The organism is Halovulum sp. GXIMD14793, from assembly GCF_054457435.1.
Genome location: NZ_JBTLNE010000029.1, coordinates 1 through 12304, shown reverse-complemented (window position 1 = coordinate 12304; position 12304 = coordinate 1). Strand labels below are relative to the sequence as shown.

12 protein-coding genes and 1 riboswitch are annotated in these 12304 nt (G+C 57.1%); of the genes, 4 read left to right on the top strand and 8 right to left on the bottom strand.

Annotated features, from left to right (window positions below):
• Positions 1-9: 9 nt before the first annotated feature.
• From ACW9UQ_RS09960 to ACW9UQ_RS09945, 4 genes are all read right to left on the bottom strand, one after another.
• The gene (locus tag ACW9UQ_RS09960; protein ID WP_458930870.1) at positions 10-1110 is read right to left on the bottom strand and encodes an ABC transporter ATP-binding protein; all 1101 of its coding nucleotides are present in this window, start codon (positions 1108-1110) and stop codon (positions 10-12) included.
• Between the two features lie 83 nt (positions 1111-1193).
• Complete coding sequence (locus ACW9UQ_RS09955) at positions 1194-2405, bottom strand: ABC transporter substrate-binding protein (RefSeq protein ID WP_458930869.1); 1212 nt, start codon at positions 2403-2405, stop codon at positions 1194-1196.
• 26 nt (positions 2406-2431) lie between these two features.
• Positions 2432-3247 (bottom strand): carbohydrate ABC transporter permease, encoded by an 816-nt coding sequence (locus ACW9UQ_RS09950; protein ID WP_458930868.1) that lies wholly within the window; start codon positions 3245-3247, stop codon positions 2432-2434.
• A 28-nt stretch (positions 3248-3275) separates the two neighbouring features.
• Positions 3276-4211, bottom strand: a complete 936-nt coding sequence (locus tag ACW9UQ_RS09945; protein ID WP_458930867.1) for a carbohydrate ABC transporter permease — start codon at positions 4209-4211, stop codon at positions 3276-3278.
• Positions 4212-4435: 224 nt separating this feature from the next.
• Here ACW9UQ_RS09945 and ACW9UQ_RS09940 point away from each other — a divergent pair, with 224 nt between their 5' ends.
• Both ACW9UQ_RS09940 and ACW9UQ_RS09935 read left to right on the top strand, forming a co-directional pair.
• Complete coding sequence (locus tag ACW9UQ_RS09940) at positions 4436-5191, top strand: GntR family transcriptional regulator (RefSeq protein ID WP_458930866.1); 756 nt, start codon at positions 4436-4438, stop codon at positions 5189-5191.
• Between the two features lie 34 nt (positions 5192-5225).
• Complete coding sequence (locus ACW9UQ_RS09935) at positions 5226-6983, top strand: beta-N-acetylhexosaminidase (protein ID WP_458930865.1); 1758 nt, start codon at positions 5226-5228, stop codon at positions 6981-6983.
• 64 nt (positions 6984-7047) lie between these two features.
• Here the strand turns inward: ACW9UQ_RS09935 and ACW9UQ_RS09930 are convergent, their stop codons facing one another.
• Genes ACW9UQ_RS09930 through thiM form a run of 4 tightly spaced genes read right to left on the bottom strand, consistent with a single transcriptional unit; the run spans position 7048 to position 10038 of the window.
• A complete protein-coding gene (locus tag ACW9UQ_RS09930; RefSeq protein WP_458930864.1) occupies positions 7048-7812 on the bottom strand; it encodes a 3-oxoacyl-ACP reductase in 765 nt (254 codons plus the stop codon).
• A gap of 2 nt (positions 7813-7814) precedes the next feature.
• The gene (gene thiD / locus ACW9UQ_RS09925) at positions 7815-8618 is read right to left on the bottom strand and encodes a bifunctional hydroxymethylpyrimidine kinase/phosphomethylpyrimidine kinase (RefSeq protein ID WP_458930863.1); all 804 of its coding nucleotides are present in this window, start codon (positions 8616-8618) and stop codon (positions 7815-7817) included.
• On the bottom strand, positions 8615-9265 hold the full coding sequence (thiE, locus tag ACW9UQ_RS09920) for a thiamine phosphate synthase (protein WP_458930862.1): 651 nt from the start codon (positions 9263-9265) through the stop codon (positions 8615-8617). The genes thiD and thiE overlap by 4 nt, the downstream gene beginning before the upstream one ends.
• The gene (gene thiM / locus ACW9UQ_RS09915; protein WP_458930861.1) at positions 9256-10038 is read right to left on the bottom strand and encodes a hydroxyethylthiazole kinase; all 783 of its coding nucleotides are present in this window, start codon (positions 10036-10038) and stop codon (positions 9256-9258) included. Before thiM ends, thiE begins: the two co-directional genes overlap by 10 nt.
• Before the next feature lie 44 nt (positions 10039-10082).
• Positions 10083-10171: riboswitch (TPP riboswitch) on the bottom strand.
• Between the two features lie 305 nt (positions 10172-10476).
• On the opposite strand from thiM, the gene ACW9UQ_RS09910 reads away from it, so the two are divergent.
• Together ACW9UQ_RS09910 and ACW9UQ_RS09905 are read left to right on the top strand one after the other, a co-directional pair.
• Complete coding sequence (locus ACW9UQ_RS09910; protein WP_458930860.1) at positions 10477-11271, top strand: tetratricopeptide repeat protein; 795 nt, start codon at positions 10477-10479, stop codon at positions 11269-11271.
• Positions 11268-12304: ShlB/FhaC/HecB family hemolysin secretion/activation protein (locus ACW9UQ_RS09905; RefSeq protein WP_458930859.1), on the top strand; the 1037-nt coding region annotated here is incomplete at its 3' end. The genes ACW9UQ_RS09910 and ACW9UQ_RS09905, both read left to right, overlap by 4 nt.

The window sequence follows — 12304 nt, the reverse complement described above, 5'->3', positions numbered from 1 at the left end:
ACTTGGTCCTTAGGCGAAAACTTCAGGGTTGGACTTGCGGCGTAATACGTCGCCAGCAGCATCAAAAACGTGACAGGCTTCCGGCGGCACCTCGAGCGTTATGGGCGCGCCTTCCGTGATCCTTGCATCCCCGGGCAGGGATGCGCAGAAACGCGTACCATCGCCGATGGTGCCATAGGTAATTGATACACCGCCAAGCCGCTCAAGCACGTTGACCGAAATCTCAAATCCGTTGCCACCTATCTGCACATGCTCTGGCCGGATGCCGACCTCGACCTGATCACCAACTGCTGCGGTACTGCTGTCCACGGGCAGCACCATTTGATGGCCACCGCTTAGCGCCACCTTGACCCCAGTGGGATCGACGGCCTCGATTGTGGCTGGGATCAGGTTCATGTTGGGTTGGCCAATGAACTTGGCCACAAACTTGGTCCTGGGATGATGGTAGAGTTCCATGGGGCTACCGAATTGCTCAACACGCCCGGCATTCAGGACGACAATCCGGTCGGCCATTGTCATCGCCTCTACTTGATCGTGGGTCACGTAGACCATGGTGGCATCAAGGCTGCGATGCAGCTGACTAAGCTCTACGCGCATGTCGCTGCGCAGGGCCGCATCCAGATTGGATAGCGGCTCGTCAAACAGGAATACCTTGGGGTTGCGCACAATAGAGCGGCCGATTGCCACGCGCTGGCGCTGCCCACCGGAAAGCTGGCCAGGCTTAAGGAACAGCTTATCTGTCAGTTGCAGGATATTGGCGGCGCGTTGGACACGTGCATCCAAATCCGCCTTGGCAAGTTTTTGAACGCGCAGCGGGAAAGCGATGTTTTCATAGACGCTCAGATGCGGATAAAGCGCATAGGACTGGAATACCATCGATATGCCGCGCTCAACCGGTGGTGCTTTGCTGACATCTTCGCCGCCGATCAGGATAGACCCGTCTGTGGCCTCTTCAAGACCAGCGATGATCCGTAACAAGGTTGACTTGCCGCAACCCGATGGCCCGACAAAGACAACGAATTCTTTGTCATCAATCGCAAGGCTGATGTCATGCAGCACCTTGGCGGCGCCAAATGATTTGTTGATGGCATCTAGGGAAAGCGTCGCCATTTGTCCGTCAAACCGTTCTGTACTGGTGGATAAATAAAATCCCCGGGCAACCCAAAGTCAGGCCACCCGGGGTCGGGGGCTTACTAAAGGGCTTCGTCCAGCTCTTCGGCTGCGATCGTTACCAGATTGTCCACGGTGTCATCCTGAAGGATGATCCCCTGCACCATATTAGTGAAGACGGATTGCAAAGACTTGAAGTCTTCCACGATTGGCTCTGGGCCGCCGATCGAAATCGATGCGGTAAAGTTCGGCCAGATGCCGGATGCGTAGTAAAGATCTTCTTTGCCCATTGCAGCGTAGTCATAGATCGGTGTCAGACCCCAAGAGCTATCGAGGTCGTATTGTGCATCACCCGACGTGATACGCTTGGCCAGATCATGCGCCAGCTCTTCGTGGCCGGAACCTTTGAAGACAACGATCGAGTCTGTGATCAGGATCGAACCGCTTTCACCGGATGGACCCGCGGGCACCCGGGCGACCAGTTGGTTGATATCCTCATTATGCTGGCCGTAGCCCCATGGGCCCTGCACATACATGGCGATCTTGCCATCATTGAACAGGTCCTTCAGCTGGTCACGTTCCCACGCAGTCGGGCCTTCCTGGGCGACGGTTGCAAGCTTGCCGTAGAATTCCAGCGTTTCGCGGGTCTGCTGACTGTCGAGCAGGTTCTCGCCTGTTTTCGGGTCGATCACGGCACCACCATTGGAGTAGAGGTAGTTCAGGAACTGGTGCATTGTGTTGTCGAAGTCTTTACCAGCAAGACCGACACCAGCGACATCGGTGTTATCCACGACACCTTTGGCCATGGTGTACATCTCGTCCCATGTTTTCGGTGCGACGCATTCCTGTCCCGAGGCTTCGATGATCCCACAATTGATATAAAGCGCCTTGGTAGAAAATGCGTGGGGGTAGCCCCATGTCACGCCCTCAATGGTCACTGTTTTCAGAACACCAGGCTGGTAAGGCGCTTCAGGGTCAATTGTAGCAGGTACGATCAGATCGTTGTTGGCCAATTGCTGCAAAGTGCGCGAGCCCATATATGCGATGGATGGCGGATCACCGGCAGCGGCCAACGTCAGGGACTTGTCCTGACAGGTGCCCCAGGGCACGGCCTCAAGATTGACGGTCACGCCTTCATTGTCGGCCATAAACTGATCGGCAACCGCCTGATCAGCCTCGCGAACTTCGCCACCGCACATGATGAAGTGCAACTCGGTCGCATCGCCGTCTGCAAGTGCCATGCCCGCCCCGCAGGACAAAAGCGCTGCGCCAAGTGTCATTTTCGTGAGTTTCATCATAGTCTCCCTTTGTTGGATTTTGGTTATTCTTTGACCGCACCAGCCGTCAGACCGGCCACGAGGTATTTTTGCAGGAAAAAAAAGATGACCAGCACCGGCAGAATGCCCGTCAGGGCAGCGGCCATCATCTGGTTCCAGGTTACATCCTGATAGCCGATAAACTCAAACAGTCCGGCGGGCAGGGGTTGCAGCTCTCGTTGCTGATTGAACGTGATCGCAAACAGGAACTGCTGCGCATATGCACCTATGAAAACCGCAGTACCCACAACGATCAGACCCGGCGTGGCAAGCGGCAGCACCACACGGCGCAAGGTATACATCCGCGATGCGCCATCGACATATGCGGCCTCTTCCAGTTCACGCGGGATTTTTTCCAGATACGACCGCAACAGCCAGATGCCGGTCGGAATCAGAAACGCGACACCGGGAATGATCATCGCCCAATAGGTGTTCAGGAAGCCCATGGAACGCAAAACGCGATAAAGCGGGATCAACAGGACCGCGCCGGTAAACATATTCACACCCAGAAAGATGGCAAGCGAGCCGTTCTTGAAAGGAAAATCCAGGCGCGCATATGCGTAGGCCGCTGGCACCACCATAACCATCGTGATCAGAGTCACGGCGCTGGCGATAAAGACCGAGTTGAAGATATAGCGTCCCAAAAGCGGCACCGTCTCCCACATGTCCCGATAGGCCTGAAAACTGAAGTCGTCTGACCAGAACTGGTAGGGACTGCGGAACAAATGCTCCAGTGGGCGCAAGGACGCCATGAACATTTCAAAGAACGGCAGCAGGATAAAGATCAGGAACACAGTGATCGCAGCATAAATGCCTACCATCTGCAACTTTGTGTATTTGTCCATCATCTTACTTGGTTCCGTACTTCCGGTTTACGAACTTGAGCACGTTAAGATACAGGATCGAAAACAGACCAAGCAGGATCACAATGATCACGGCCCGTGCAGAGCCTTCTCCGAACTTGAAGTTGCCGATCGCAGTCTTGTAGGTGTCCACAATCAATGTGGTAGTTGCGCCGCGCGGACCGCCCTCAGTCAGGATCCAGATGATCTCAAAACTGTTGAAGGTGAAGATCGCCGACAAAAGCGACATGGATACAATCACTGGCATGATTTGCGGGATCGTGATCCGACGAAAGCGGTACCAGCGACCTGCACCATCCACCCAAGCCGCTTCATAGAGGTCCCGGCTGACACCCTGCATCGCTGCCAGAAAGAAAAGCGTTACCATGGGTGTGCCAACCCATACATCGGCAACGATAGCGGAATAGAAAGCTGAGCCTTTGTAGGCCAGAAACTCAAACGGCGCGTCTGTGATCCCCAGCGACATCATCGTGCCCGACAAGACGCCAAAGTAGCCGTTATAAAGCCACAGCCAGCCGATCATCCCGATTGCTATCGGAATAATCCAGGGTGGCATCACAAGTACCCGAAACAGCCCGCGACCGGGGACAGCGGCGTTCAGCAAGGTTGCGCCGATCAGCCCAAGGACAAGTTTCAGCGCGACCGACAGAAACATCCAATAGAAGGTCCGGACGATGGTCTGATGGAATTTGCGGCTTTCGACCAGGTCTTCATAGTTTGCGAAGCCCACGTATTTTTCACCACCAATCCGGGCTTCCATAAATGACAGGCGGATGGTCTCGGCCAGCGGCCAGGCAACGATTACAACGATGAACAGCATGGCCGGGCCAATCAAAAGCCATGCAAAGACAGATTCGGACAGTGTTTTGGATTTTTTGCTTGCAAGCGGGAAAGCACTGTCTTTCTCAGATGCTTCTGCCATCTTTATCATCCACCCCCGTCAAGATCGTCTCGAATCGATCTGCTCCAAGTAGATTAGCGCGAAAGTCCAATTGTGCTACCATTATAATACCAAATTACTGCGTGTCTCATTTTTGCATATATTACAGTTGGTTATATGTAGTGCATGGGCGAAACTCGTCAGAATTGGTTTGCATTGGTATTAAAGTACGATACCACGTTACCATCAAAAGAAAGGCGAGCATGTTGTCGGATTTCATGGCTGAGCTTGATCAGGGTAAGTGGTTTCAGCCGAGCCGCGGTCCGCGCTACAAGCAACTTCGCCGTCATATCAGCGGCTTGATAACCGCCGGCACACTGGTTGCCGACGATCAACTCCCGTCCGAGCGTGATATTGCGACGCTCGCCCAGGTCAGCCGTGTAACAGTGCGCAAGGCAATCGCGGAGCTGGTGCTGGACGGGCTGATCGAACAACGCCAGGGTGCGGGCTCTTTCGTTCGCGGTGGTGGCGAACGGTTCGAGCAGTCACTGTCATCGCTGGTGTCATTCACAGAAAACCTGCAAGCGCGCGGAATCGTTTCGACCAGCGAAGTTCTCTCGAACGGAATCTTCCGCCCGACTGCTGCCGAGACGATGGTTCTGGGCCTGTTGCCTCATCATCGGGTGGCCCGGGTCCACCGGCTGCGGCGCGGTGATGATGTACCAATGGCGCTTGAGCATTCTTCGCTGCCCGAAGATGTGCTGCCACGGCCCGACAAGGTGCAGACCTCGCTTTACGAAGTACTGCGGGCGCGCGGCAAGGCGCTGACCCGCGCGATGCAACGCGTTACGGCCGTCAACGCACCCGGACCAGTCGCGCGTCACCTTGATCTGGCTGAGGGGACCGCAGTGCTGCAAATCGAGCGTACAGCCTATCTTTCAAGCGGGCGGCCTATCGAATTTACCAGCGGATTCTACCGCTCGGATGTCTACGACTTCGTCTCTAAACTGCGATTGGACTGACATGCAATATGATTGCCGCATAGAGGGTGACCTTATGATTTGCACCCTAATCGCAGACCGTGCGCTGGAAGACGCGGTGTTCTGCTTTTCCGGAATGGCACCCATGGCACCCGTCGACGGCGGCAGGTTGCAGAAAGCTGTGGGTAGTTATACCGAAATCGCTCTGCCAAATATGCCCGCAGGCAGCACCCACACGATTAAGATACAGTATACCCGCGGGAACAGGCCAACAAATCGCGCCTGGATGCCGCTTGGGCCTTATTTGCGCCTCGGCGACGATGTGATCGTGCTTTCGGCAACGCCCGCAGGTCGCCATGTGCCAGAACACAAGGAGCCGCCCGAACACGCGTTGCTGCCCATCGTGCCACAACCCGAACGCTGGGCCGCAACGGGCGAGCGGATCAAGATTAACGGCATCAGCATCGCAGGTGACGCACTGGCCGCAGTGGCTGAGCTGGCGGATCGTCAGAACCTGCATTTTCGCGGAACATATCCAACGGTGACAAAGCATGAGGCGCTTCCGTTAGATGCTTATCGGATCGTCATTGATGAAGATCGAATTTCGATCTTTGCCTCATCTTACGGCGGACAGTTTTATGCGGGTATCACCTTGCTGACATTGCTGCGCCATGGCCCCCTGCCGTGTGGCGAAATCTATGATGCGCCCAGATTTGCCTGGCGGGGCCAGCACCTTGATACCGCGCGGCATTTCTATGAGCCGCAGACCATCACGTCCCTGCTTGACCTGATGGCGATGCTAAAGCTTAACCGGTTTCATTGGCACTTCGCCGATGATGAGGCGTTCCGGATCCCACTTGAAACACTGCCAGAGCTTGCACAGAACCTTACCTTTCGTGGCGAGGGGCAGTTGCTGCCCGCGCTCTTTGCTGGCGCGCCTGTGCAGGGTGGAATTTACTCTCAGGGCACCGTCCGCGAGATCATCCGTCATGCGGCTGCGCTGAATATCGAAGTATTGCCTGAGATCGAAGCCCCGGCCCACGCACTTGCCCTTGCTGTCCTTTATCCCGACACGCGCGATCCGGATGACACGGGCACCGAAACCTCGGTCCAGGGATACGCTGCAAATGTCCTGAACCCTGCAATGCCGCGGACCTGGGAAATACTCGAAAAAATCGTTGATGAAATTGGCGCGCTGTTCCCATTCAAGCACTTGCATCTCGGCTGTGATGAGTTGCCCGAGGACACCTGGATGCACAGCCCCCGCGCGAAGGCTTTGATGGACAAGCACGGCCTTGTCACGACGCAAGACCTGCAAGGCTGGACCATTGAGAAACTGGCCGCGTATGCCGCCGGAAATGGCCTTCGCCCCGCGGCATGGGAAGAAGCAGCGCAAGGGTGCAATGGCGGCATTGGCAACAACGCGATCCTGTTTAGCTGGACAGGCCAAGGCCCCGGCTTGGAAGCCGCGCGCGCGGGATATGACGTGGTCATGACCCCGGCTCAGCATGTCTATCTCGACATGGCCCATACCGACGACCCGGATGACTGGGGGGCGAGTTGGGCTGCTTTTGTTGATTTGCCCGATACGGTGTCGTGGGACCCCGCGCCAGACCCGGCGCTTGCCGACCAGATTATCGGTGTGCAGGGTGCCTTCTGGTCAGAGTTTACAACGCAGGATGATCAGATTTGGCCCATGCTCATGCCGCGCATGCTGGGTGTCGCCATGATGGCGTGGCAGACCGTTCGACCAGAGCCGGAGGCCTTAAGCATCTTATCACACTATTATACGGTGAATGATATCGGCCGTCTCAATAGCACCCCCAAGCTGTAGGCTTGCGTGTGCTCAAATGATGCCGCCAAGCGTTCCGTTGCGTCGAATTGGGGACCCGAATTTCCTATCCGAAGACGAGTCCGCCATCCACAATGAGGTTTTGCCCGGTTACCGCCCGTGCCCAGGGACTGGCGAAGAACAACACGGCGTCAGCAGCTTCCGCAGGGGTGGTAACGGTTCGTAGTGGCGTAACACCCGCGATATAGTCGAAGACCTCCGGGGGCGTGGCCGAGCTTGCATCCGTGCTGCGCAACAAGCCGCCAGAGACCATGTTTACAGTAATGCCTTTGGGGCCAAGCTCTGCGGCAGTCGTGCGGGTCAAAGCAAGCAATGCAGATTTGGCCGAGGTGTAGTCGTGGTAGGGTACAACCGGGTTCTGGACAAGGTTGGTCCCGATGGTGATCACGCGACCGAACTGCGCTTCAGCCATGGCCGGAACAGTTGCCTGGATCACGTTCAATGCGCCAAGCACCGCAGTGCTATGCTGAGCTACCATTTCTGACGCCGATATGGTTTCTACCGTGGCGCGCGCGTCTACGTTGAAGCTGTAATCCGACAGCGCGTTATGAACGACCGTTGTTATTGGTCCCATCTGCTCAGTGGCAAGCGAGACCATCTGTTTCACAGCATCCATATCTTGAACATCGGCTTGCAGCGCGATGACCTGGTCACCCAGCGACGCGGCGAGTGCTTCAGCGGCTTCCTTGCTTTGACGATAGTTGATCACAACACGCGCCCCTTCCCGGGCAAAAGCGGTTGCGATTGCTGCGCCCAATCCGCGCCCCGCGCCAGTAACGAGTACTGTTTGTTGGTCGATATCTTTGATCATTTTCAGTCCTTCCAAAGATCGAAATAGTGGTGAACCGGCCCATGGCCTTTCCCAACGGTCAGTGCGTCGGCGGCGGCAATCGCGCCCGAAACATAACCTTTGGCTTTTTCAACGGCCTCAAGCGCCGACATCCCTTTCGCCAGCTGTGCGGCAAGTGCAGATGACAGCGTGCAACCCGTGCCGTGGGTGTTTTTGGTTGCGGTGCGTTTCCCCTCGAACCAGTGCAGACCATTGTCAGCAAACAGCACATCGGGGCTTTCGTCTGTGGTCATGTGACCGCCCTTGATGAGGGTGGCCTGCGGCCCAAGCGTTATCAATGCACGCGCCTGGTCAGCCATCGCATCGCGGCTGCTTGCCTCCTCTGTCATCAGGAGGCGTGCGGCCTCGGGCAAATTCGGTGTGATCAGCGTTGCCATCGGAACAAGCGCTGTGCGCAAAACCTCCATCGCATCATCTTGCAAAAGCGGCGCACCGCCTTTGGCGACCATCACCGGGTCCAGCAGGATAGGAATATCGCGGTGATCTGAAAGGGCCTCGGCCACCGCAGTTGCGATTTCGGCGGTGGCAATCATTCCGATCTTCACCGCATGAACGTGGATGTCTGCAAAAACCATCTCGATCTGGGATTTCACAAAGCCGGGAGAGATCAGTTCGACCCCGCTGACACCTTGCGTATTTTGGGCGGTTAGCGCCGTCAGCGCAGCCATCCCGTACACCCCATTGGCAGCAAAGGCTTTCAGGTCGGCCTGAATGCCTGCGCCACCGGATGGATCAGACCCTGCTATGGTCAGTACGTTCTTGATCATTGGTTGATGTCCCTGTTTCCATTAAGCGCTTGGATCATTGATCTTGCGGCCTCTTCCGGGGCCGTCTGTCCGCAAATGGCCGACACCACAGCAATGCCGTCGCAGCCTGCTTTAAGCACTGCGGCGGCATGCTTGGCTTTAAGCCCACCGATGGCGACGGAAGGCAGCTTGGACAGACGCGCCATCTCGGCCAATCCTGACAGGCCAATCGTGGGTTTGTGATCCGTTTTGGTCGCTGTGGGAAACACAGTCCCAAGGCCCAGATAGTCGATCACTTTTGGGTCGGCGGCCAACACCTGCGCTGTGCTGTCGCAAGACAATCCGATTATACGATCGGGACCCAGACGCGCGCGGGCCTCGACCGGCCCTACATCATCCTGACCGATATGAACCCCGTCGACATCAGCCGCGATCGCGGCCTCAAGATCGTCATTGATGACCAGGGGCACGCCAGTATCTTTAAGGCACTGTTTCAGGGCGCGGGCCGCTTCAACACGTGCCTGGGTCGATACGTTCTTGTCGCGCAACTGCACAAAGCTCACCCCGCCGCGAACCGCGGCGGCCACCGTGTCAAGCAGGGCAGGTCCAGGGCAGAGACCGGGATCCGTGACAAGATAAAGACGCAAAGAGTCCGGTCTTACATCCATGTGACACGCGCTTCGTTCAGATCACCTGGTTGCAGGCTGTGCAATCGATCCAGAAATGCTACAAGAAAGCTGCCGGGACCATCAGATCGTGGTTCAGCCCAAGCACCGGCCTCAGCAAAGTGGAGGAAAGCCGCGATCGTGGCAACCAGGCTTGGCGCAACAGCGGCATAAGCCCCGACCAAAGCTGTTAGTGAACATCCCAAAGCAGTGATCTTAGGCATCACGGCTGAACCACCGCTGACAAGTACGTTGCGCTTGCCGTCTGTGATGAAATCCTCTGGCCCGGACACGGCCACAACGCTTCCTTGGTTCCGGGCCAATGTCTCTGCGGACGACTGCGCATCTGCGACACTGTCACCGCTGTCCGCACCCTGGCCAGAGCCTGCACCACCAGCAAGTGCGATGATCTCTGAGGCATTCCCCCGAACGATATCTGGTTGCAGGGCAAGCAGATGTTGCGCTGTCTGAGCCCTGTACGGCGTTGCGAAGTGCGCAACCGGATCGAACACCCATGGCACGCGCGCACCCCGCGCCGCCGTTGCCGCAGCCTTCATGGCTTCGACCCAGGAAGGGGACAACGTCCCGATATTGATTGTCAGCGCACCGGCAATCGGTGCGAAGTCAGCAACCTCTTCAATGGCGTGGATCATGGCCGGTGACGCACCCGCAGCAAGCGTCACATTCGCGGCGATGTTCATGGCAACATAGTTGGTTATACAATGCACGAGCGGGGTCTTCGCACGCAATTGCTCCAGAGCAGCATTCGGTGTCATCAGCTCTTTCCTTGTTCAAGGCAAAGAAAGACGCGACAGCCCGAAACGGCCTGATCTTGTCTCCCTCCGCCAGCATTATCTGGTTCAGGTTCAAAGGGTACATCTCAGCCTCTCAGCGCCCCTGACACGCGCAAACTTAACTTAATGGGCAGTGGGGTCAATCAAGAATGTTCTTAGATCTGTTCAGCTCCCTGAAAACCGGGTCGTCCGGTTGGAGCATGCCAGCGGTTTGGCAATATTATTGGCTACGTGCACGCCTATTCCCGCCGGAAATGCTTAGTTGTCCGTCCGAAGGATAACAGTGGTATCGATGTGATCCGTTTGATGTGCGCTAGTGATTAATGTCGCAGTCGGGTCTGCTTGCTGCTTGCATTTTTGTTTGATGTGATGTTTAGCAAATACCGCTGAAACAAACCTATTTGCTGGGTGGGGATTCTTATGAAGAGAGTTTGTTTTGGAGCGGTCTTTGCGGCCGTTTTATTTGTGAGTGTTGCGCGTGGGGATGTTGCTGGTGGTCTTGCGCTTTTGAATGATGGAGATGTTTCGTCTGCGGCGCAGGCATTTGCGGAAGCGTATGATGCTGGTGAGGCGGATGGGGCGTTTTATCTTGGGCGGTTGTTCGAGATGGGGCTTGGCACCGAACAGGATGAGATGCGGGCGGCGAACCTTTATGCGGCTGGGGCCGAGAAGGGGTCTTCGCGGGCTCAGGCGCGGCTGGGGTTGATGTATCATGAAGGCCGGGTGCTGTTGCGGAACTATGCCGAGGGTACTCGATTGTTATGTGCGGCGGCGGCGGCGGGTGATCCGGATGGTCAGTTGAACTGCGGGCTGGCACTGCAGGCCGGGCGCGGCATCGACAAGGATGAACAACGTGGCCTGGCGCTGATCGAACAGGCGGCTGGCCAGGGGTCTGTTCTGGCGTTGAATGTCCTGGGTCAGCACTACCTGAGCCGAGGCGATACGGAAGCGGCGGCGAAGCATCTTCTGAATGCGGCGGATCGCGGCAATGCTTTGGCGATGTATGAATATGCGCGGGTAGAGGCCTCGAAGGCCGCGCCGGATGACGAGACGGCGTATATGTATGCCTCGCTTGCAGTGGTGCGGGGGCTGCCTGCGGCGGGCACGTTGCTCGATGAGCTTGAGGCGCGGATGACGGCCGAGGCTGTGGCGGGTGCACAGGACAAGGCGCGTGCCTGGACAGAGGCACGTGTGGCCGAGGCCGCACAGGAATGAGGCGTTCGGGCGCGGTCGCCGCGCTCGTCTGTTGTCTGGCCGGGCCGGGTATATCCCAGACCTGCCTGCCGATTGACCGGATCGAGACAACGGGCGTGACGCTTTTGTCGGCGGCGGGTATCCGTACGGCTCTGGCGCCGTTCGAAGGGCAATGCCTTGGCATTGAGGGGCTGAACGGCGCGCTTGAAGCTGTGACGCTGGCCTATGTCGAGAAGGGCTATGTCACCGCACGGGCCTATCTGCCGGAGCAGAGCATCGCAGACCGGGTGCTGGATATCGCAGTGGTTGAGGGCCAGTTGGAGGCGATCCGCTTCAATGGCAAGCCAAACCGCCGCTGGCAACATATCGTGTTCCCGCGTCTGGTCGGCGAACCTGTGCAGTTGCGCAAGGTTGAACAGGGTCTTGATACGATCCGGCGCATGCCAGCCTATGAGGCAGAGATGGAAATCTCTGCCGGTGAGGCTGAGGGCGGGTCGGTTCTGGATATCACCGCCACAGCGAAGAAGCCCTGGACCTTGCGCGTCGGGGCCAACAATTACGGATCGCGCCGGGATGCCACCAACCCGGAGGACGAGACGATCCTGTCGACCTATTCGGGAACGGTTGATGTGACGGTGGATCATCTTCTGGGGCTGAACGAGACCTGGTCCTTTGGCTATTCGCGGGGCACCGAGACGTTCCCGTTTGATACGCGGGATGGGGATTATGCCACGCAGCGGATCGAGGCAGGGCTGCGCCTGCCCTATGGTCCGTGGGAGTTTTCCGCGCGGTACATGCAGTCCAAATATGCGCTGTCGAGCTTTGGCACCATCAGCTTCATCCCGTCCGATGGCTGGGTTAAGGAAGCACGGGTGTCGTTGTCGCGGCTGCTGCATCGGGGGCGTGATAGCAAGACGACGCTGTCCGGCACGCTGGAGTTTCGCCAAAATGAGGATCGTGTGGCCAAGATTGTCATCAACGCCTCCAGCCGGACCCTGTCTTCATTCCGGCTGGATCTGACGCATGAGCGTGCCCTTGGAGGTGGTCTGCTGAC

Coding starts and splice junctions, on each gene's coding strand:
- ACW9UQ_RS09960 (WP_458930870.1), bottom strand. CDS start 1,110: ATGGCGACGCTTTCCCTAGATGCCATCAACAAATCATTTGGCGCCGCC.
- ACW9UQ_RS09955 (WP_458930869.1), bottom strand. CDS start 2,405: ATGAAACTCACGAAAATGACACTTGGCGCAGCGCTTTTGTCCTGCGGG.
- ACW9UQ_RS09950 (WP_458930868.1), bottom strand. CDS start 3,247: ATGGTAGGCATTTATGCTGCGATCACTGTGTTCCTGATCTTTATCCTG.
- ACW9UQ_RS09945 (WP_458930867.1), bottom strand. CDS start 4,211: ATGGCAGAAGCATCTGAGAAAGACAGTGCTTTCCCGCTTGCAAGCAAA.
- ACW9UQ_RS09935 (WP_458930865.1), top strand. CDS start 5,226: ATGATTTGCACCCTAATCGCAGACCGTGCGCTGGAAGACGCGGTGTTC.
- ACW9UQ_RS09930 (WP_458930864.1), bottom strand. CDS start 7,812: ATGATCAAAGATATCGACCAACAAACAGTACTCGTTACTGGCGCGGGG.
- thiD (WP_458930863.1), bottom strand. CDS start 8,618: ATGATCAAGAACGTACTGACCATAGCAGGGTCTGATCCATCCGGTGGC.
- thiE (WP_458930862.1), bottom strand. CDS start 9,265: ATGGATGTAAGACCGGACTCTTTGCGTCTTTATCTTGTCACGGATCCC.
- thiM (WP_458930861.1), bottom strand. CDS start 10,038: ATGACACCGAATGCTGCTCTGGAGCAATTGCGTGCGAAGACCCCGCTC.
- ACW9UQ_RS09910 (WP_458930860.1), top strand. CDS start 10,477: ATGAAGAGAGTTTGTTTTGGAGCGGTCTTTGCGGCCGTTTTATTTGTG.